This window comes from Changchengzhania lutea, from assembly GCF_006974145.1.
Classification (GTDB): Bacteria; Bacteroidota; Bacteroidia; order Flavobacteriales; family Flavobacteriaceae; genus Changchengzhania; species Changchengzhania lutea.
Map to the genome: position 1 here is coordinate 4,067,499 of NZ_CP039456.1, position 22,028 is coordinate 4,089,526.

The 22,028-nt window shown below is 35.9% G+C and carries 21 protein-coding genes; 10 read left to right on the forward strand and 11 right to left on the reverse strand.

Features of this window, described 5'->3' with window-relative positions; all coding sequences use genetic code 11:
- Window positions 1-15: 15 nt before the first annotated feature.
- Together folE and msrA are read right to left on the reverse strand one after the other, a co-directional pair.
- Window positions 16-603: a GTP cyclohydrolase I FolE gene (gene folE, locus FAF07_RS18085; RefSeq protein WP_142786436.1), complete on the reverse strand. Its 588-nt coding sequence runs from the start codon at window positions 601-603 to the stop codon at window positions 16-18.
- 3 nt (window positions 604-606) lie between these two features.
- Window positions 607-1,152 (reverse strand): peptide-methionine (S)-S-oxide reductase MsrA, encoded by a 546-nt coding sequence (gene msrA, locus FAF07_RS18090; protein WP_142786437.1) that lies wholly within the window; start codon window positions 1,150-1,152, stop codon window positions 607-609.
- A gap of 183 nt (window positions 1,153-1,335) precedes the next feature.
- On the opposite strand from msrA, the gene FAF07_RS18095 reads away from it, so the two are divergent.
- The 5 genes from FAF07_RS18095 (at window position 1,336) to FAF07_RS18115 (ending at window position 7,459) form a co-directional block, all read left to right on the forward strand.
- Window positions 1,336-3,768, forward strand: coding sequence for a DUF5916 domain-containing protein (locus tag FAF07_RS18095; RefSeq protein ID WP_142786438.1), 2,433 nt, complete (start codon window positions 1,336-1,338; stop codon window positions 3,766-3,768).
- Between the two features lie 50 nt (window positions 3,769-3,818).
- Window positions 3,819-4,481: an ABC transporter ATP-binding protein gene (locus tag FAF07_RS18100; RefSeq protein WP_142786439.1), complete on the forward strand. Its 663-nt coding sequence runs from the start codon at window positions 3,819-3,821 to the stop codon at window positions 4,479-4,481.
- A 136-nt stretch (window positions 4,482-4,617) separates the two neighbouring features.
- The gene (locus FAF07_RS18105; RefSeq protein ID WP_142786440.1) at window positions 4,618-5,082 is read left to right on the forward strand and encodes a hypothetical protein; all 465 of its coding nucleotides are present in this window, start codon (window positions 4,618-4,620) and stop codon (window positions 5,080-5,082) included.
- A 65-nt stretch (window positions 5,083-5,147) separates the two neighbouring features.
- Window positions 5,148-5,924, forward strand: a complete 777-nt coding sequence (locus FAF07_RS18110; protein WP_142786441.1) for a TIGR02757 family protein — start codon at window positions 5,148-5,150, stop codon at window positions 5,922-5,924.
- A gap of 47 nt (window positions 5,925-5,971) precedes the next feature.
- Window positions 5,972-7,459, forward strand: coding sequence for a S10 family peptidase (locus tag FAF07_RS18115; protein ID WP_142786442.1), 1,488 nt, complete (start codon window positions 5,972-5,974; stop codon window positions 7,457-7,459).
- A 58-nt stretch (window positions 7,460-7,517) separates the two neighbouring features.
- Here FAF07_RS18115 and FAF07_RS18120 read toward each other — a convergent pair whose 3' ends face one another.
- Both FAF07_RS18120 and FAF07_RS18125 read right to left on the reverse strand, forming a co-directional pair.
- Window positions 7,518-9,680, reverse strand: a complete 2,163-nt coding sequence (locus FAF07_RS18120; RefSeq protein ID WP_142786443.1) for a S9 family peptidase — start codon at window positions 9,678-9,680, stop codon at window positions 7,518-7,520.
- 65 nt (window positions 9,681-9,745) lie between these two features.
- Window positions 9,746-10,327, reverse strand: coding sequence for an NUDIX domain-containing protein (locus tag FAF07_RS18125; RefSeq protein WP_142786444.1), 582 nt, complete (start codon window positions 10,325-10,327; stop codon window positions 9,746-9,748).
- A gap of 244 nt (window positions 10,328-10,571) precedes the next feature.
- On the opposite strand from FAF07_RS18125, the gene FAF07_RS18130 reads away from it, so the two are divergent.
- Entirely contained in the window at window positions 10,572-10,814 is a 243-nt protein-coding gene (locus FAF07_RS18130; RefSeq protein WP_142786445.1) for a hypothetical protein, read from the forward strand.
- 247 nt (window positions 10,815-11,061) lie between these two features.
- On the opposite strand, the gene ettA is transcribed toward FAF07_RS18130, so the two are convergent.
- The 7 genes from ettA to FAF07_RS18165 form a co-directional block, all read right to left on the reverse strand.
- A complete protein-coding gene (ettA, locus tag FAF07_RS18135) occupies window positions 11,062-12,753 on the reverse strand; it encodes an energy-dependent translational throttle protein EttA (protein WP_142786446.1) in 1,692 nt (563 codons plus the stop codon).
- 89 nt (window positions 12,754-12,842) lie between these two features.
- Window positions 12,843-13,025, reverse strand: a complete 183-nt coding sequence (locus tag FAF07_RS18140; RefSeq protein WP_142786447.1) for a CAL67264 family membrane protein — start codon at window positions 13,023-13,025, stop codon at window positions 12,843-12,845.
- Window positions 13,026-13,256: 231 nt separating this feature from the next.
- Window positions 13,257-13,973, reverse strand: coding sequence for a pirin family protein (locus tag FAF07_RS18145; protein ID WP_142786448.1), 717 nt, complete (start codon window positions 13,971-13,973; stop codon window positions 13,257-13,259).
- Window positions 13,974-14,082: 109 nt separating this feature from the next.
- Window positions 14,083-14,955, reverse strand: coding sequence for a pirin family protein (locus FAF07_RS18150; RefSeq protein WP_142786449.1), 873 nt, complete (start codon window positions 14,953-14,955; stop codon window positions 14,083-14,085).
- A 90-nt stretch (window positions 14,956-15,045) separates the two neighbouring features.
- Entirely contained in the window at window positions 15,046-15,483 is a 438-nt protein-coding gene (locus FAF07_RS18155) for a MarR family winged helix-turn-helix transcriptional regulator (protein ID WP_142786664.1), read from the reverse strand.
- Between the two features lie 9 nt (window positions 15,484-15,492).
- Window positions 15,493-15,774 carry a GNAT family N-acetyltransferase gene (locus FAF07_RS18160; protein WP_142786450.1) on the reverse strand — a complete coding sequence of 94 codons (282 nt, stop codon included), beginning with the start codon at window positions 15,772-15,774 and terminating at the stop codon, window positions 15,493-15,495.
- Between the two features lie 2 nt (window positions 15,775-15,776).
- On the reverse strand, window positions 15,777-16,307 hold the full coding sequence (locus tag FAF07_RS18165) for an NADPH-dependent FMN reductase (RefSeq protein WP_142786451.1): 531 nt from the start codon (window positions 16,305-16,307) through the stop codon (window positions 15,777-15,779).
- A 179-nt stretch (window positions 16,308-16,486) separates the two neighbouring features.
- Between FAF07_RS18165 and FAF07_RS18170 the strand changes: the two genes are divergently transcribed.
- The 4 genes from FAF07_RS18170 to FAF07_RS18185 are packed head-to-tail and all read left to right on the forward strand — an operon-like array spanning window position 16,487 to window position 22,026.
- Complete coding sequence (locus tag FAF07_RS18170) at window positions 16,487-18,115, forward strand: acyl-CoA carboxylase subunit beta (RefSeq protein WP_142786452.1); 1,629 nt, start codon at window positions 16,487-16,489, stop codon at window positions 18,113-18,115.
- Entirely contained in the window at window positions 18,115-19,386 is a 1,272-nt protein-coding gene (locus FAF07_RS18175; protein ID WP_142786453.1) for an MFS transporter, read from the forward strand. The genes FAF07_RS18170 and FAF07_RS18175 overlap by 1 nt, the downstream gene beginning before the upstream one ends.
- 56 nt (window positions 19,387-19,442) lie before the next feature.
- Window positions 19,443-21,608 (forward strand): endonuclease MutS2, encoded by a 2,166-nt coding sequence (locus FAF07_RS18180; protein ID WP_142786454.1) that lies wholly within the window; start codon window positions 19,443-19,445, stop codon window positions 21,606-21,608.
- Window position 21,609: 1 nt separating this feature from the next.
- Window positions 21,610-22,026, forward strand: coding sequence for a thiol-disulfide oxidoreductase DCC family protein (locus FAF07_RS18185; protein WP_142786455.1), 417 nt, complete (start codon window positions 21,610-21,612; stop codon window positions 22,024-22,026).
- Window positions 22,027-22,028: the final 2 nt, after the last annotated feature.

The following is a 22,028-nucleotide window of genomic DNA, read 5'->3' on the forward strand; positions in this document are numbered from 1 at the left end:
AAACTTTACAATCTCCTATTTTCCTATTAATTTAAGGAATTCATTTCTGGTTTCGTTCTTTTCGAACTGCCCTCGAAACCCTGAAGTCGTTGTAATGGAGTTTTGTTTTTGTACCCCGCGCATCATCATGCACATGTGTGCAGCTTCTATAACAACCGCTACGCCTTGCGGTTTGAGAGTATCATTAATACAGTCTAAAATTTGCTCCGTTAAACGCTCTTGAACTTGAAGTCGGCGTGCAAATACATCCACGATTCGTGGTAATTTACTCAACCCAACAATATGACCGTTGGGGATATACGCCATATGTACTTTCCCGAAAAAAGGCAAAATATGATGTTCGCACAGAGAGTATAATTCAATATCCTTTACAATGACCATTTCATTATAAGATTCTTTAAACATCGCACTTTTCAAAATCTCAACAGGATCTTGATGGTAGCCTTGCGTTAGAAACTGCATGGCCTTGGCAGCACGTTCTGGGGTTTTTAAAAGACCATCACGCGTGGTGTCCTCACCTAAATCTTCTATTATATTTTTGTAGCGCTCTTTAACATCATCAGTAACTTGAATGTTATACTCTTCAAATTGTTTATATGGCATAATTTACGTGGTCTTTAATTTATTGGCGTAATACGTGTTTAGCTTTTTTATTTTGGGGTTGATAACAAATTGGCAATAAGGCTGCTCTTTATTGGCATTGTAAAAATTTTGATGATCTGCTTCAGCATTATAAAAAACATCCAATTCTGTAATTTCAGTTACTATAGGATTAGCAAAAATACGCTCCTTTTCCAAGGCACTTATAAAGACTTCTGAGGCTTCTTTTTGGGCAATAGTGTTGTAGAATATTGCCGATCTGTATTGCGTACCAACGTCATTTCCCTGTCGATTCAATGTCGTGGGATCGTGGGTTGCAAAAAAGACTTCTAAAAGCTCCGTAAAACCAATAATGTCTTCGTCATAAAATATTTGAATACCCTCGGCATGTCCCGTTCTACCCGTACAAATTTCCCGATATGCAGGATTTTTTATGTTTCCACCTGTATAACCAGATACGACATGCTCCACACCCCGAAGTCTATCAAATACAGCTTCGGTGCACCAAAAGCATCCACCGGCAAAGGTAGCCACTTGTAATTCTTTTTTCATAGCCCTTAAAGTTAAGCAAATTTTAGTTGCTCCGACTGACAAATACTTACATCATACAGAAAAAATTAACTTTTAATTAATAAAGTTAAAGATTCTCAAAAGTAAATTTACTGCTAAACCTTTCTAGAATATTATCATTTTGTTAACAACCTCATCATCAATCAACTAAATTTAAGCCATTTAATGATTCGTTTTTCGATACTCTTTTTTTCTTTTCTTTTTACAATTTTCAGTTTCGCTCAGACTAAAAAGGCTTTAAACATTACCAGAACTGATGACCCTCCAAAAATAGACGGACTACTTAATGAAGCTATATGGTTGGATGCTAATATAGCAACAGATTTTACGCAATTTAGACCAAATATTGGTGTTGAATTTCCCGATAGCGAACGCACCGAAGTGATGGTAACCTATGACGATGATGCCATTTATTTTGGTGCTTATTTGTACGATGACCCGGATAAAATCATGAGTCAAGTCACTAAGCGCGATAATTTTGGACAGAATGACTTTTTTATGATTGTGCTAAATCCCAACAACGATGCTCAAAACAATACCATCTTTATAGTTCAAAATTCTGGCAGTCAAGCAGATGCCATAGCCACTTTAAATAATGAAGATTACGGCTGGAATGCAGTTTGGAAAAGCGCGGTTAAGATGCATGATGACGGCTGGTCTGTAGAAATTAAAATTCCATATCGGGCGTTGCGATTTGCTAATGAACCTATCCAAACTTGGGGCATACAGTTTCAGCGAGAAGTGAGGCGAGAGCGCGCCCGTTATTCATGGAATCCAATCGATCCTACAACGGGATCCTCGTTTCTATATCATGGCGAACTTACTGGCTTAACAAACCTAAAACCGCCAGTGCGATTAAATTTATATCCTTTTATTTCTGGCGTGGGAACCTCATTTGATGGCCAATCAGAAACCGATATCAATTTTGGTTTGGATGTTAAATATGGCATCACAGACAATTTTACTTTAGACGCCACTTTGGTTCCAGATTTTAGTCAAGTGGGCTTTGACAGGCTTACGCTAAATCTAGGCCCCTTTGAACAAACCTTTAATGAACAAAGACAATTTTTTAAAGAAGGTGTAGACTTATTTAATAAAGGCAATTTATTTTTTTCAAGACGTGTTGGAAACGCACCCATTACGGCTCCAGAATTAAATGATAATGAAAAATTTGTCAACTATCCGCAGGCCCTTAAAGTTTTAAACGCAGTAAAAATATCAGGACGCACAAAAAACGGTTTGGGAATTGGGATATTTAACGCCATCACTGAAAAAACGGATGTACGGATTTTAGATACTCTATCTGGTAATTCTAGAACGGTCGTTGCAGAGCCATTTTCGAATTACAATATTTTGGTGATAGATCAACAATTCAATAATAATTCTTCTGTGAGTATAATTAACACCAATGTTTCACGAAAAGGGAACTTTAGAGATGCCAACGTCACAGGATTATTAATGGATGTCTCAAACAAACGAAACACTTATAATATATATGGGCAAGTTAAAATGAGTAAAGTAAATCTATCTAATAACACGTCTACTGGGTACAGCAGTTTTTTTGCAGCTAGAAAAATTCATGGCAATTTTAGATATAGTTTTGACCATAGTTTTGCAGATAAAAATTACGACATTAATGATCTTGGATTAATTCGAAGAAATAACTATAATAATATTGGAATTGATGCATCCTATCAAACCTTCAAACCTTCAAAAGAACTCAATAATTATAGAATAAATGCCTATTTAAACTACAGACAATTGGCTGAGCCAAATGTGTTTACTGGCACTAATTTAGGGATTGAATTTCGAGCAACATCCACGTCGTTAAATTCGTTTGGATTCGATTTGAATTTTGAACCTGGAAAACAGTTTGATTATTTTGAATCGAGACAGGAAGAAAAATATTTTATATATGAAAACGCTGTATTTGTGGGTGCTTGGATTTCCTCAAACTATAATAAAACCTTTGCCTATGATATAAGGTCAAATATAAGTACGCTTTTTGAAAACGGCAGGGATCTTTTTAAATACAGAATTTCTGTGAGTCCTAGAATGCGCGTTAATGAACATTTCCTTTTGGATTATGATTTTCGGTTCGATTATAACAACGGAAGCCGTGGATATGCCACATCGGAAAATGATGAATCTATTTTCGGCGAACGTAAAAGAGTCATAATTTCCAATAGTCTTTCTGCCAACTACAATTTCAATCCCTTGCACGTTTTATCACTCACACTAAGAAAATACTGGGATACGGTTACCTATGATAAAACTCTTTTCACCTTGCAAGATAATGGCCGTTTAACTAAGAGCTCAGGATATACAGTGAACTCTGTTGAAAACAATCCAAATATAAATTATAGTACTTGGAATCTGGATTTAAGCTATTCGTGGGAAATGGCACCTGGAAGTTTTTTAACAGCCCTGTATAGGAATCAATTATTCAATAGAGATCAAAATGCAGACATCTCATTTAGTGATAATTTAAATCTATTATTCAATCAACCCATTCAACATACCTTTTCGTTAAAACTTCAATATTTTATTGATTACGGTTCTATAAAAAGTGTTTTCAGGAAGAAAAGAGATTCTTAATTGTACATAAACGCTTTAAGTTGTAAATTCACGGCTGATATAAATACGGTATGATTCAGGCAAAAAATATTCATAAATTTTATGGTGATTTAGAGGTTTTAAAAGGCGTTGATATTCATGTTAAAAAAGGAGAGGTCGTTTCTATTGTGGGTCCCTCAGGAGCCGGAAAAACGACACTTTTACAAATATTAGGGACGCTAGATAGAGCTTCTAAACAGAATGGGTTAGAACTTCAGATTAATGATATCAACATTCAATCGTTAAACGACAAAGCCTTGGCTAAATTCAGAAATGAACATATTGGTTTTATATTTCAATTTCATCAATTATTGCCAGAATTTACTGCTTTAGAGAATGTATGCTTACCGGCGTTTATTAAAGGCACTAAAAAAGCGGTTGCCGAAAAACGTGCTAAAGAATTATTGGATTTTTTAGGACTTTCGCATCGTTATGATCACAAACCTAATGAACTTTCTGGTGGTGAACAACAGCGGGTAGCGGTTGCAAGAGCCTTGGTTAATAATCCAGATTTAATATTTGCCGATGAACCTTCTGGTAATTTAGATAGTGAATCTGCCGAAACACTTCACAGTTTATTTTTTAAACTTAGAGACCAATTTGGTCAAACCTTTGTTATTGTAACACACAATGAAGAACTGGCTAATTTAGCCGACAGAAAATTAACCATGGTAGATGGCCATATTGTTGCGTAATTTTAAAAAACGCAATATGTGTTTCAAAAACAACAGCTTTTTTATTGAATTAAAATTATAATTCACTTAAAATGAAGATGTCATAATTTTTTGTAACTTGGAGAGTGACTTTTCTAACCGTCTAAATGTCTTTATTATGAAAACTCTTTTTTCTTGCCTCTTAGCTGCCATCCTTCTTATCTCCTGTAAAAATGATAAAACTCCAGAAACCAGCGAATCAGCAGTAATTGATAAAAAACCAAGTCTTGAAGGGGTTTGGCAAATGGTGGGATACTACAATTATATGGATAATAAAATAACAGATTCATTTATGAGCAGTGATACGTATAAGCAAATAAAAATTTATACGCCTACAAAAGTGATGTGGAGCAGATTAAATAAACAAGATTCTACCGATTGGTTTGGCTATGGCAATTACAAAATTACAGATAGCACGCTTAGAGAAACGATAGTTTATGGTTCTAATTCTATGAACAAAGCTATTGAAAAGAACAATGAGTTTAAATTTGAACTTGTTGTAAACGAAAACACCTTTAATCAAATCGAATTGGATGAAAATGGGGATCGCATTTTATCAGAGAATTACATTAGAATAGAATAGGTTTATTAGCAGATTTACAGCGTTTAAATATTTAGTCACTATTTTTGCATGGCTTAATTTACGCTGTGCTAAATCCGTTAAAAACATCAGAACTTAAAGACTTTCTTGACACTAAGGTGGAACTTTATAACAACCCTAAGTTTATTGAAAGTGACCCTATCCAAATCCCACATCTATTTCATAAGAAAGAAGATATTGAAATTGCTGGTTTCTTAACCGCTACAATTGCTTGGGGAAACCGGAAAAGCATCATCAATAATGGGAAAAAATTGGTGGAATTGATGGATCACGCACCACACGAATTTATTTTAAATCATGACGAAAATGATTTAATACCTCTTCAAGGATTTGTACATAGAACCTTTAATGGTCATGATTGTATTCAATTTATAAAGTCACTTAAAAACATTTACACGAAGCATGATGGTTTAGAAAACGTGTTTTCAAGTCACGCCGAAGCCCATTCGCTCCAAAAAACAATTTCAGAATTTAAATCCATTTTTTTTGAAATGGATCATTTAGCAAGAACCGAAAAACACATTAGCGATCCTTTAAAAAACTCCGCGGCTAAACGCATTAACATGTTTCTACGTTGGATGGTTCGAAACGATTACGCAGGTGTAGATTTTGGTATTTGGAAAACCTTAAACGCCAGCCAATTATCTTGTCCGCTCGATGTACATTCTGGCAACGTTGCTCGTAAATTGGGCTTGTTAAAGCGTAAGCAGAATGACGCAAAGGCTGTATTGGAGTTAGACACCGCCTTAAGAGATTTAGACTCAACAGATCCTGTAAAGTATGATTTCGCCTTATTTGGTCTTGGTGTTTTTGAAGGGTTTTAAAAATTCTTTTACATATCTTTATGGTACTAATTATTTCTAATAATCTTATGAAAAATTCTCTTAGCTTCTTATTGTCAATTTTAACTCTTGTTGCTTTCTCCCAAAATATAAAAATACCCGTGGACACGATGGTGGTTACCACGCATAACACCACAATTAAAGGGGTGAATTTTTCATACACAGCAACCACGGGTACACAGCCCGTATGGAATAAAAAGGGCGAACCAACAGCAACGCTCTATTATACTTATTATGAAAGAAACGGCATAAAGGACAGAGCTAACAGACCTCTAATTATTTCTTTTAACGGTGGTCCTGGTTCAGCTTCTGTTTGGATGCACATTGCCTATACCGGACCGAAAATATTAAAAATTGATGATGAAGGCTACCCCGTGCAACCTTACGGTATCAAGAGCAATCCAAACTCCATACTCGACGTAGCGGACATTGTTTTTGTGAATCCTGTAAATACAGGATATTCAAGAATGGTTGAGAATAAAGAAGGAGAATTGTCTGAAAGAGAAGTATTCTTTGGTATTAATGCCGATATAAAATATTTAGCAGAATGGATCAACACCTTTGTTTCCAGAAAAAACAGATGGGAATCGCCCAAATATATTATCGGTGAAAGTTATGGCGGAACCCGTGTTATGGGGCTAGCTAATGAATTACAAAGCAATCAGTGGATGTTCCTAAATGGCGTTATTTTAGTCTCTCCTGCAGATTATAAACAATATAGTACAGGGCAACCGCTTTATTCCGCACTTAATTTGCCTTATTACACTGCCGCAGCATGGTATCAAAAAGTGCTACCCAAAAATTTACAACAACAAGATTTATTAGATATTTTACCCGCATCTGAAGATTACGCCATCAATACCTTAATGCCCGCCTTGGCCAAAGGTGGTTTTATTACGGAAAGTGAAAAGGCTCAAGTCGCACAAAAAATGGCTTATTTTTCGGGTCTTAGTGAATTGGCTATTCTTCAAAACAACTTAGTGATTCCAACCAGTTTTTTCTGGAAAGAATTATTACGAAACAAAACGGGACAAACCATTGGGCGTCTGGATTCTAGATATTTAGGCATGGATAAAACGGAAGCTGGCAGCAGTCCAGACTCTAACCCTGAGCTTACGTCTTGGATGCATAGCTTCACGCCTGCCATTAATTATTATATAAGAGAACATCTCAATTTTAAGACAGACATTAAATATAATATGTTTGGTGACGTGCACCCTTGGGATAGAAGAAATGATAATACTAGGGATGATTTGAGAAAGGCTATGGCTGGCAACCCTTATTTAAAAGTACTTGTTCAATCTGGTTATTATGATGGAGCTACCACGTATTTTGGCGCAAAATATACCATGTGGCAAATAGACCCCAGTGGTAAGTTAAAAGGCCGATTTACCTTTAAAGGTTATAGAAGCGGACATATGATGTATCTTAGAAATGACGATTTAATTTCTGCGAATGATGATTTGCGGGAATTTATAAAAAATTCATTATCAAAAGGAAAATCTGCGAAATACTGATTATAAATAAACCTGACCAATTTGGGTCAGGTTTATTTCTCTAAAAGTGTTGCTCTATTTATTCTTTTATCCCTTCTAAATCCAATATAAACGCATAGCTTAGTGCTTGCCTTTTATAACGTTCAAAACGCCCAGAGGCGCCGCCATGTCCAGTTTCCATATTACAATCCATAATTAAAAGATTGTCATCTGTTTTAAGAGCTCTTAATTTTGCAACCCATTTAGCTGGTTCCCAGTACTGCACTTGACTGTCCCAATAACCCGTAGTTACCAAAATATTTGGATAGTCTTTCGCTTCAACATTATCATATGGTGAATACGATTTCATATACTCATAGTACGTTTTGTCTTTTGGATTTCCCCATTCATCAAATTCAAATGTTGTTAAGGGAATGGATTCATCCAGCATGGTTGAAACCACATCAACAAAAGGAACCGCAGCAACCACGCCGTTCCATAATTCTGGTTTCATATTTAATATGGCGCCCATTAATAATCCCCCGGCTGAACCACCGTAAGCGTATAGATGATCACTGTTAGTGTAGCCTTCTTCAACTAAAAAATTCCCAACATCAATGAAGTCTGTAAAGGTGTTTTTCTTTTTTAATAATTTACCGTTTTCATACCAATCCCTGCCCATTTCTTGGCCACCTCTAATATGAGCTATGGCGTAAACAAAACCACGGTCCAATAAACTCAAACGCGACGAACTGAACGTGGGTTCCATACTGCTTCCGTAAGAGCCATACGCATATAGCAATAGAGGATTCTTTCCGCTTTTTTCTATACCCTTTTTATATACCATCGAAACCGGAATTTTAGTGCCATCTGTAGCCGTGGCATACAATCGCTCCGAAGTATAATTATCCGCAGAGAAATTGTCATCTAAAACCTCCTCTTGTTTTAAAAGTACTTGCTCCTTAGTAGTCATATTATACTCGAACGTACTATTAGGTGTTGTTAACGAACTGTATCTATATCTCAAGATATCGGTATCGAAATCCATATTTGTAGTCGGAGCTGCGAAAAAAGCAGGGTCATTGAATTCTATATAATAATCCTGACCGCTCCAAGACATCACACGGATGGTTCTTAAGCCTTCTTTTCGCTCTTGTGCCACCAAATAGTTTTTAAAAATATCAAAGCCTTGTAAATACACTGAGTCTCTATTCGATATGACATCTACCCAATGCTCCTTTTTAGTTTTTGTTACCGGTGTTTTAACAAGTTTGAAGTTTTTTGCATTATGATTGGTTCTGATATAAAAATGATCTTGATAATGATCGACCCCATACTCTAAGTTCTTTTCCCTAGGTTGTATTACTTTCCATGTGCCGTTTGGTGTATTGGCATCCAAATATCTATATTCTGAAGACAGTGTTTGAAAACTACCGATCATTAAATAAGCATCAGATTTTGTTTTAAATACGCCACATCTATACGTGTCGTCTAATTCCTCATAAACGACGACGTCTTTAGATTGGTCTGTACCTATCACATGCTTTACAATTTTATTCTGCCTTAGGGTTTGTGGATCCTTGGTTGTATAAAATATCGTTTTTCCATCATTAGCCCATGTCGCACCACCACCAGTATTACTTAACTTATCCTTTAAAATTTCGCCAGTTTTTAGGTTTTTAAAAAAAATACTGTATTGACGTCTGGAAATGGTATCGATACCAAATGCCAGCAACTCATTATTTGGGCTTACAGAAAGATTTCCAATACCGTAATAGGTATGCCCACTTGCCATTTCTGGGCCATGGAGCATGATTTCCTCTTTAGCTCCATCTTCTATTTTTTTTCTGCAGAACAACGCATAGTCTGCTCCTTTTTCAAATCTCGTATAATAAGAATAACCATTGTCAGTGTACGGCACCGATTGATCATCCTTTTTAATTCGACTCACAATTTCATTATACAAGGTGTCCTGTAAAGCTTCGGTATGCCCCATAACTTGTTTTAAATAGTCATTTTCAGCATCCAAATATTCGATGACGTCTTCCGTTTGAGCATCTGGTGTCTCAGCCGTTTTTTGGGCATCACTTAATCTCATCCAGAAATAATCATCAATCCGGGTGTCGTCATGAATCGTCAATTCCTTTGATACTTTTTTAGCTTCAGGTGCTTCGATTACTATATTCTTAGAAGCTTCTTCCTTCTGTTTGCATGAAGAAAAAATCAATACTAATATCGCGATAGCATAACATGTTCTATTCATATTTTGGTTATTATAGTTAAACTGTTTTATATAATTGATGATTATTTTATTTGACTGTTTCAGTCTTAGAGCAAGTGATTAATTTGTGCGTATTGCAACAACATAATGGTTTTGGCATCAATAATTTCTCCTGATGAAATCATGTTGATCGCATCTTTAAAATACAATTCCATCACTTCAATTTCCTCATTTTCAACTTCAAGCCCGCCACCTTCATTAACCTTCATTTCATCCTTATATTCTGCTACAAACAAATACATCTTTTCAGTAACCGCACCTGGTGAGGTGTAAGCTTCCAAAACTTGAGTAGCCGACGTTATTTTATAACCTACTTCCTCTTCAACCTCGCGAATGATACAGGTTTCGGGATCTTCATTTTTATCAATAGCACCAGCACAAACTTCAATAGACATACCATCTCTAGCATCATTAACATAGGCTGGCATTCTGAATTGTTTCGTTAAAATAACGGTATGTTTTACAGTATTGTAAAGTAGTATAGCGGTGCCATTACCTCGATTATAACTTTCACGAGATAAGCGTTTCCAGCATCCATTTTTAAACTGATAATCATAATCAATTTTTGTTAAAGTTGCCCATGCATTAGAAAGGACATGATGCTCTATATTTCTTAACTTTGTTTTCATATGTAATTAAGTAAAAGGCAGACAAAGGTTTGGATTTATTAATTTAGTCTGAAAGGCAATAAATAAGCTGATTATATGCGCTTTCCGACTTTAAAGATATAGGTAATTTATCGTGTTTCCAACTTGGCATCATTTAAAACGACGTATATAAATGATGAATTTATACCTAGTATTTTCATTCATAGTTAATTAGTAAGCAAAATAAACTATATTTGAATTGTTGTTAACCCAAACTTCAAAACCCATGTTACTTAACGCTAAGACCCAAGTCTTACTCAAAATCTCTTTAATAAGTCAATCTGATATTGTTACCGTACTGATTGTGGTCGTGGTGATTTTTGGGGTATTATTGCTTTTGGGAGTTAGAAAATCCTATAAACTTAAAAAGGAGAATGACCGTTTAAATAATCTGAATACTTCAGAATCTGACGAGGAGAATAAGAAATATAAAGATTTTACTGATGGTCATATGTATGACAATAAATAATTTTTGAATTATGATTGCATTAATCTTTACTACAATTTTTGTTTTTATGGTAATGCTTGTAGCGCTACTAACAAAAAAAATACTGTATGTTGATGAACATGTGGTATCTATTCAAAATCAAATCAAAGACATTCGATAATCATTTTGAAGATATAGAAAACATCGATATCAATACTAATTATAAACTAGGTGCCGACCATATTTATAATTAAAAAACGCCCACGTTTCAGTGAGCGCACTAAACCTTTTATCTTACCAATTTTTTATACTTAATCCGTTTTGGCATCAAATCGCCACCAAGCCGTTTCTTCTTGTTTTCTTCATATTCAGAAAAGCTACCTTCAAAGAAATAGACTTGCGAGTCGCCTTCAAACGCTAGAATATGCGTGCAAATTCTATCTAAAAACCAACGGTCGTGACTAATAACCACCGCGCAACCAGCAAAATTCTCTAAGCCTTCTTCTAAAGCACGTAAGGTATTCACATCAAGATCATTAGTAGGCTCATCCAAAAGTAATACATTACCCTCTTCTTTAAGAGTCATGGCTAGATGCAAGCGGTTACGCTCTCCGCCAGAAAGCAGTTTTACTTTTTTGTTTTGCTCTCCGCCAGAAAAATTAAATCGACTTAAATAAGCCCTGGAATTTACTTCTTTGCCCCCCATTAAAATCAATTCTTGCTCATCGCTAAAATTCTGCCAAATGGTTTTTTCTGGATCGATATTGGAATGTTTCTGATCGACATAAGCTAATTTAGCAGTGTCGCCAACTTTAAACTCACCCTTATCAGGCGTTTCCTCCCCCATTATCATTTTGAAAATAGTCGTTTTACCAGCACCGTTAGGTCCAATAACACCAACAATACCTGCCTGGGGCAAGTTGAAATTTAAATCGTCATATAACAATTTATCATCATATCCTTTGGCTACCCCAATGGATTCAATTACGTTGGTTCCCAAACGGGGGCCATTAGGAATGTAAATTTCAAGCTTTTCGTCAAGCTGCTTTTGGTCTTGACTCATCAACTTATCATAATTGTTTAAACGTGCCTTTTGTTTCGTCTGACGGCCCTTAGCGCCTTGACGTACCCATTCCAGCTCACGCTCCAAAGTTTTTTGACGCTTGGAAGCGGTTTTGCTTTCTTGAGCCATACGTTTCGATTTTTGGTCCAACCACGACGAATAGTTCCCTTTCCAAGGGATTCCTTCGCCTCTGTCCAATTCTAAAATCCATCCCGCAACATTATCTAAAAAATATCTATCGTGCGTTACAGCAATCACGGTCCCTTTATATTGAGCTAAATGATGCTCTAACCAATGCACAGATTCAGCATCTAAATGGTTTGTAGGTTCATCCAACAACAATACATCCGGCTCTTGCAACAGCAGACGACATAAGGCCACACGGCGCTTTTCTCCTCCAGATAAGATTCCTATTTTTTTATCACCCTCTGGAGTGCGTAACGCATCCATGGCTATTTCTAATTTTGTATCAAGTTCCCAAGCATTCGCGGCATCAATCTGATCTTGAAGTTCCGCTTGACGGTTCATCAATTTTTCCATTTTATCTGTATCAGAATAGACTTCTTCTAAGCCAAACATGTCATTGATCTTGTTATATTCGTCAAGAATAGCAACGGTTTCGGCCGCACCTTCACGCACGACTTCTATAACCGTTTTATCATCATCTAATTTTGGTTCTTGTTCTAGAAAACCTACGGAATAATCTTGTAGAAACGTCACATCACCTTGGTAGTTCTTGTCAACCCCAGCGATAATCTTAAGCAAAGTGGATTTTCCCGAGCCGTTTAATCCTAGAATCCCAATTTTGGCACCGTAGAAAAAACTTAAATAAATATTTTTCAATACGGGTGTATTCGCTCCTGGAAACGTCTTGGTTAAACCAGACATTGAAAAAATCACTTTTTTATCGTCACTCATTTTTTACGTTTATTCGTTGATACGTTTAATTGTTTATCATTTTTTGGAAAATCAGAAATCTGCAATCGCTATTCGTAAATCTAAAACCTCTAAACCCTTCCTTTTAAAGCATTAAAAACCCACGCTATGGCAAAAAAGCCAATGCCAACTGCGGCGAATCCCCAACCAGCAACATCATCATATTTAAATGCTCCCATGGCTATTAAACCCAAGCCTACTACAATCATTATGGTTGTAGCCCAAGCTAAAACCGTATTTTTATTCATTGCCATAATCTGATATGTTCTAAATTTAGTTTTTAGTCGAAAAACAAATATCGTACTTTTCGACTAAAAAAGCACCCTAAGTAGGATGCTTTTTTGCTAATAAAAAATTTCTTGAAATTTTTTATTTTGCCCCACCTTGAATTGCGAGAAAGGCAATTCCGACCTCCCCAAAGGGGAGGTTAATTCGGAAACCCCGAAGCAGTACCATCGAGGAATTCTTTTGGATCAATCCCTTCACTAAATCATAGGAACTTCAACAATTATCAATTCAGATTCTTTTTTAGCATGAATGTCTATCGAACTGGTTTCTGAGATACCTATAGCGTCTCGCGATGTCAGCACATGCGTATCAACAAGGATTTCACCGTTTACAACAAAGACATAAAAACCATTATTATCATTTTTAGCTGACAATGCTATGCTTTCATTTAAATCTAAATCTATTCGATATATATAAGCTTGCTGATGAATGGGTAGTGCCTCTGCCTCTAACTTGTTGTAAGGAGCAACCACCGTTTGCAATTTGTTTTTCTGTTTGCCTGACTCAAATTTACGCTGCTCGTAATTTGGTGTAACACCCGTCTCTTCTGGAATAATCCATAATTGTAAAAAATTAACTGCATCGGTTGTACTATCATTAAATTCAGAATGTGTTAAGCCTGTTCCTGCACTCATCACTTGGACTTCCCCTACTTCTATAGCCTGTTTATTCCCCATACTGTCTTGATGTGAAAGCGCGCCTTTTAGTGGAATCGAAATGATTTCCATATTTTGATGCGGATGCGTACCAAAGCCCATTTTAGGTTGCACAACATCATCGTTTAAAACTCGAAGCGCTCCAAAATTCATGCGTTCTGGGTTTTGGTAACTTGCAAAACTGAATGTGTGATAAGATTTTAACCAACCATGATTTGCAAATCCTCTGCTATCTGCTTTATCTATAATTGTTTTCATATGTTTATATTTATTTTTTTTATCTGTCAGATGTAACATCCATATAATCATTCCGCTGTATGTCGAAAATTTAGTAATGAATGTTTCATAATGTGTTCATTTATTTGAATTAACTTAAAGGAAGAAAGCCCATTTTACCTTGCTGGTAATCGCGCATGGCCTCCATAATTTCTTTTTGTGTATTCATAACATAAGGCCCGTAGCTTGTTACTTTTTCATTAAACGGTTCACCCGAAAGGAACAGTAACTTACTATCCTCCTGACCGTATATTGAAAAGCCTTCGCCATCCTGATTAAATTGAATGAGCTGATTTTCATCTAATTCTAAGAACACTGAATCATTTACCATCACGTTGCCACGAATTAAATACAGCATGGATTGATGGTTTTTTGAGATGTTGATGCTGTGTTTTCCTCCCTTTTTAACATCAATGACAAACGCATTAACCTCGGTTTGTGTTTGAATACGCCCATAGGTGTCCGCTATTGAGCCAGCGACAATTCGGACACCTACAAGTTTATCTTTCGATTGAACTGTTCTAAAATCCTCGTGCTTTGCATGTTGATAATTAGCTGGAATCATTTTCTTTTCAGCTGGTAAATTCAACCATAACTGGATCCCCTCAAGCATCCCTCCTTTTTTAACAAACGCTTTGGTTGGTGCTTCGGCATGAATAATGCCCCGTCCCGCGGTTGTCCATTGAACGTCCCCTGCACTCACCACACTTTCGTTACCCAATGAGTCTCTGTGTAACTGTTCACCTTGAAATAAAAAGGTAACAGGTTCAAATCCGCGATGTGGATGTGGCCCTAAATCAAAAGGGTTGTGTTGCTCTGAAATTTTATAGGGTCCGTAATGATGTAATAAAATAAAGGGATCAACCATATCTAATTCTTGTGTTGGTAATGGCTGTCTTAATTTTATAGGGCCCATATTGACGAAGTCGCTTCGTCCTATCGTTTTAATTGTATTTAATCTCATAATAAATAATTATTTATTTTCCATGGAAAATATTTAACTAAAAAAAGTTTCTCTTTTTCTTGAGAGATTCCGGCCTGCGCAGGAATTTAGTTATCGCATTTTATCCAATAGATTGCTTAATTGCCCTGCTTCATCTTCGTTTAAGTTTTTTAAAATATTTTTATTAAAATTATTTGGAATCGTTTCCAATAATTCAATGCCACATTTAGTAATTGCTATTTTCACAACCCGTCTATCTTGTTCCGACGGCAATCGTTCTATATAATTTTTTGCACATAATTTATCCATCAACCGTGTAGCATTGGGTGACCGTTCGATCATTCTATCCTTTATAATTTGTACATTTAAAGGTTCTTTAGCACCATTTAATATTCTTAAAATGTTGTATTGCTGCGGTGAGATACCAAAGGGTTTAAAAAACTCATTTTGATAACTCGTGATCCAATTGGCCGTATATAAAATGTTAAGCATGGCTTTTATTCTATTATTGGCGAATTTCGATTGTATGTCTTTAGATAAATCTCCCATCATTATAATTTAAAATAAAACATCAGCATATTCAGAATTTTTCTTAAAAATAGCATTGGCAAACGGGCACAACGGCATAATTTTAAGATTATTGGCTCTAGCATACTTAACAGATGCTTCTACCAATTTATAACCAATACCTTCACCTCTCAACGATTCGTCTACTTCTGTGTGGTCTATAATTATTTTATCTTGACCTGCCCGACTGTAAGTCATAATAGCCTTTTCTACGCCATCAATTCCCACATAAAAACGTCCGCGCTTGTCGGTATCTTTTTGTTTTACTTCCATGGTTATATTGTTTTACTAAATGCTTCTACCTTATTTTTTAATACCTTATCTAATTCTTTATTGACGATTTTCCCTTCTGAAAAATTATCATTAAAAGATGGTAAAGAAAAGTCTGAAACAATATGACCTCCCATATACCCGAAACGTCCTTTTGCTATATCTAAAACAGTTGCTCCTCCTCTAGCCCCCGGAGATGTTGCCATGAGCAGCATAGGTTTTTCACTCCATAGTTTGCCATCAATTCTAGACATCCAATCAAATAAATTTTTAAATACGGTGGCATATGCTCCATTATGCTCTGCTAAAGACAATATAATGCCATCAGACCCTTTAATAAGATTTAAAAATCGATGCGCATCGTCTGGAATGCCTTTTTCATTTTCTAAATCGATATCATAAATTGGTAAATCAAAATCATTTAAATCCAAAATTTCAATGTTTACGTTATCAACCAAACTTGAAGCATAGGTTGCTAATTGTTTATTAATTGACGTATTGCTATTACTTCCTGCAAAAGTTATTATGTGTTTCATATTCTGTAAATTTTATTAGTCAAAGATATAAAAAATAGTTTTATATTCCAAGGAATATATTTCCATGTAATATTTTTATTGTTTCTTTAAGAAACGTTATACCAATCAATTTAAAATATATAGATTCCTATTTCACGTGAATAGCAACTTTTGTACATTAGCAACAAACTAAATACTACATGGATATTAACTTCAATAAAAACGAAGATCATAATAAACTTTTAATTTCAGAACTTAATAGACGTCTTGCAAAAGTAAGTTTGGGTGGTGGTAAATCGCGTATTGAAAAACATCATGGAAAAGGGAAATTAACAGCCCGAGAGCGTATCGATTATTTATTGGATAAAGGCTCCAAAGCCATTGAAATTAGTGCATTTGCAGGAGAAGGTATGTATGAAGAACACGGCGGTTGTCCTTCAGGTGGTGTAGTCATCAAAATTGGCTATGTAAAAGGAAAACAATGTATTGTGGTCGCCAATGATGCCACGGTTAAAGCTGGTGCCTGGTTTCCCATTACTGGAAAAAAGAATTTAAGAGCTCAGGAAATTGCCATAGAGAATAGATTACCCATTATTTATCTGGTAGATTCTGCAGGTGTGTATTTACCTTTACAAGATGAAATATTCCCAGATAAAGAGCATTTTGGGCGTATTTTTAGAAACAATGCCATAATGAGTAGTATGGGCATTACACAGATTGCTGCCGTTATGGGCAGTTGTGTTGCGGGCGGCGCCTATTTACCAATTATGAGTGATGAGGCTTTAATAGTTGATAAAACGGGAAGCATCTTTTTGGCAGGGAGTTATTTAGTGAAAGCAGCCATTGGTGAAACTATAGATAATGAAACGCTAGGTGGTGCAACCACCCATTGCGAAATTTCAGGAGTTACGGATTATAAGGCGAAAGATGACAAAGACGCTTTAGACACCATAAAAAACATTATTGATAAGATTGGTGATTTTGATAAGGCAGGCTTTAACCGAAGCGATGCCAAAAAACCCAAGGAAAATCCAGAGGAAATCTACGGTATTTTACCAAAAAGTCGTGCAGACCAATACGATATGTATGACATTATAAAACGTTTGGTTGACAATTCAGAATATGATGAGTACAAGGCTGGCTACGGACAAACCATTATTACAGCCTATGCTAGGATTGATGGTTGGGCAGTGGGCATTGTGGCCAACCAACGCAAACTGGTAAAAACCAAAAAAGGTGAAATGCAATTTGGAGGGGTGATTTATAATGACAGTGCCGATAAAGCCACTCGCTTTATAGCCAATTGCAATCAGAAAAAAATTCCGCTGGTGTTTTTGCAGGACGTTACAGGATTTATGGTAGGTAGTAAAAGTGAGCATGGTGGCATTATAAAAGATGGGGCTAAAATGGTGAATGCGGTGAGCAACTCCGTGGTTCCAAAATTCACAGTTATTATCGGGAATAGCTATGGCGCTGGTAATTATGCCATGTGTGGAAAAGCCTATGATCCCAGACTAATTGTGGCATGGCCAAGTGCAGAACTTGCGGTTATGAGTGGTAATTCGGCAGCTAAAGTATTGTTGCAAATAGAAAAAGCATCGCTTTTAAAGAAAGGTGAAAAAATTACCCCAGAAAAAGAAGATGAACTTTTTAATAAAATAAAAGACCGTTATGATAACCAAGTGTCTCCGTATTATGCAGCAGCACGAATCTGGACCGATGCCATTATTGATCCATTAGATACTAGAACCTGGATTAGTATGGGTATCGAGGCAGCCAATCATGCTCCTATTGAGAAAAAATTTAATTTAGGGGTTTTACAGGTTTAATGAAAGACAAAAACAATAAACAGCCCATATACATTATTATCTTACTCATATTGGCTGGAGAAGCAGTGTTTATTTTACCTTTTGTTCTGGCACGTATTTTTAGACCTACATTTCTAGAGTCTTTTAGCATTGACAATTTTCAGTTAGGGACTTGTTTTTCAATTTACGGTATTATCGCTTTAGTCTCATATTTATTTGGTGGCCCTTTGGCTGATAAATACAATCCTAGGGTTTTAATGAGTATTGCCCTATTTATGACGGCTTTAGGCGGATTTTATATGGCGACCTATCCCTCCTATTTACATATGAAATTCCTTTTTGGATATTGGGGATTTACAACTATTTTCCTTTTTTGGGCGCCTATGATTAAAGCTACCAGATTGTGGGGCGGTACTGATAAACAAGGGCTTGCCTTTGGGTTTCTAGATGGTGGTCGCGGACTTGTAGCTGCAAGCTTTGGGGCAGTTGGTGTGCTCGTTTTCTCCTCATTTATGACTCATGATATTGCTGAAACTACCTTATTGGAACGACAAGAAGCTTTCAAATATGTGATTCTATTTTCATCCATAGCCATTGCTTTTATCGGTGTTTTAATTTTAATATTTTTAAAAACACTTAATTCCAAAGAAGCAGTCCGACCTAATGCCCCACTAACCCTATCCAATTTTAAAAGTGCTCTGAAATTTAGATCCGTGTGGTTATTGATGATCATCATTCTTTGTGCTTACTTTGGATATAAAATGACTGATGTGTTTAGTTTATATGCAAAGGATGTGATGCTATATAATGATATTGAATCAGCTACTATAGGCACCACGCTGTTGTATATTAGACCTATTATAGGTGTGGTTATTGGCTTACTTGCCGATAAAACAAAGGCCTCTTTATGGCTCATTATTGGTTTTATCTTAATGCTAATAACAAGTGTGATTTTTGCTTCTGGAATTATCTCAGAGTCACTGGTTTTCCTGTTTTTTGCATCTATCATTTTCATGGCACTTGGTGTCTATTCTGCTCGGGTATTGTATTTTGCAACCCTTCAAGAAGCTAATATTCCACTTGCTTTAACAGGAACTGTTGTTGGTTTGGTATCTATTATCGGTTACACACCTGATATTTTTGCAGGTCCTTTGATTGGCTATTTGTTAGACAGCTATCATGGCGAATTAGGACATCAATACGCTTTTTTTGTTATGGCTTTGTTTTCAATTTTAGGAGGGGTCGCTTCTATCATTTTTTATTCTCACACAAAGAAAATTAAAAAAAAGTAACCGCTTCACAAGCTATGTTTATAACTTTGCCTTCAACCTAAAGTACCAGCACCCAAATGATTCATATTCACGAGAAAACATTACAAGATTTAGAATTCGCGACTGTACTTAAACAGGTAAGTGAGCTTTGCATTACACATTTAGGTCATGAGCAGGCATTGCAAATTAGTCCGTTAAAGACTAAAGAATTACTACTTGAGAGTTTAGGATTAACTAATGAGTATGTATCGTCATATGATAACGATAACCGCATTCCTAATCATGGGTTTGATGCCATTAGCAAGGAATTACAATTACTGCGCATTGAAAACACCTATTTAGAGGTTCATGGGTTAAAGAAGATTGTATCTATTTCACTAACGGTAAATACGATTATTACTTACATTAAAAAACTAGAAGAATATTATCCTCAGCTAAACCAGCACTGTGCGCATATAGAAGTCACTAAGGTTATTATCGAAAAAGTGGATGCTATTGTAGACCGTTTTGGAGATATTAAGGACAATGCTTCCAATGTGCTTTATGACCTTCGCCAGACGATAAATAAGATTAAAGGAAAAATAAATCAAAGTTTTACAACAGCTTTAAATACCTATCACAATCTTGATTATTTAGATGATATTAGGGAGTCCGTAGTAGAAAACAAAAGGGTTTTGGCCGTAAAAGCGATGTATCGTAGAAAGGTAAAAGGTGCCATAATGGGCGGAAGTAAAACGGGAAGTATTGTATATATAGAACCTGAAATGACCTTGCAACATTCACGGGAACTCAATAATTTAGAATATGAGGAACATGAGGAGGTTATTCGGATTTTAAAAGAGGTCACCAATTTTATACGCCCGTACTTACCACTGCTAGAAAATTATCAAGCTTATTTAATGGATATGGATGTGATTTCGGCAAAAGCGAAATATGCCAAATCCATGAATGCCATTCTTCCGGAAATATCTGAAGACCGAAGTATGTATTTGCGAGATGCCTACCATCCGCTGCTCTATTTAAACAATTTAGAAAAGAAAGAAAAAACATTTCCGCAGACCATCGGTCTAAAACAGGATAGTAGAATCATCGTGATTTCTGGTCCCAATGCTGGTGGAAAAAGTATCACACTTAAAACCATTGGGCTGCTTCAAGTGATGCTACAAAGTGGTTTTTTAATCCCTGTGCATGAGCGTAGCAAGGTATGTTTATTTGATAGAATATTAAGTGATATTGGTGACAATCAATCCATTGAAAACCATTTGAGCACCTATAGCTACCGTTTAAAACAAATGAATTATTTTCTTAAAAAGTGTAATAAAAACACCCTGTTTTTAATAGATGAATTCGGTACAGGAAGTGACCCCGAACTTGGTGGTGCTTTAGCGGAAACCTTTTTGGAGGAATTTTATCACCGGGAAGCTTTTGGAATTATCACGACGCACTACTCCAATTTAAAAATTTTGGCTAATGAATTGCCATATATGCTCAATGCCAATATGCTTTTTGATGAAAAAACATTAGAGCCGCTTTATAAATTAGTCATCGGTCAAGCCGGAAGTAGTTTTACGTTTGAGGTGGCACAAAAAAACGGTATCCCATACAGTTTGATTAATCGCGCAAAAAAGAAGATTGAGCGCAGTAAAGTGCGTTTTGATGCCACTATTGCCAAACTTCAAAAAGAACGGTCTAAATTAGAAAAAACGGGGCAATCGCTTAAGTTGAACGAAAAGAAAAAGATAGATGAAGCCGATAAGCTCGAAGAAATTAATGCGAAAATTCAGAAGAAATTAGAAAGCTATCAGGAATTATATGACAGTAACCAGCGCTTGATTTATTTAGGACAAAAACTCAATGATGTTGCAGAAAAGTATTTTGATAATAAACAGAAACGCGAGCTCATGGCAGAACTTTTCAAAATTGTTCAGATTGAAAATTCAAAACGCAAAAAAGTTTCGGTAAAACAGAAAAAGCAGATAAAGGCCAAAGAAACACAGGTTAAGCAAGAAGCTGAAAAGAAAGTGGAAGTTATCCGACAAAAGAAAAAGAAAGCTAAAGAAAAAGCGATTGAAGCTCCCAAACCTAAACCCATTTTAAAAATTGGCGACCGTGTTAGAATGCATGATGGTAGAGCTATTGGAAGCATAGATACTATTGAAAAAAACAAAGCCATCGTAAATTATGGCATGTTTACAACCAACATCAATTTAGATTTATTAGAACTTGTTGAGCGCAGAAAATAACATGATAGAAATCCCAAAAGACAAAAAATTAATTTTATTTGATGGTGTTTGCAACCTTTGCAATAGCGCTGTTCAATATATTATCAAATATGATAAGGCAAATCTCTTTTTATTTGCGCCATTACAAAGTGAGGTAGGCAAAGCGCTTATTGAGGAGCATTATATTGATACCTCAAAAATGGATTCCATACTCTTATATACACCAGGAAAAGGCATGGATTATAAATCTACTGCCGCTTTAAAAATTGCTCACCACTTAGGGTTTCCACAACATTTAATGAGCATCTTTTTTATAATACCACCATTTATTAGGAATTGGGTTTACGATTATATCGCTAAAAACAGATACAAATGGTATGGAAAACAAGAGGCTTGTATGATTCCTACGCCAGAATTAAAAAGTAAATTTTTAGATTAATT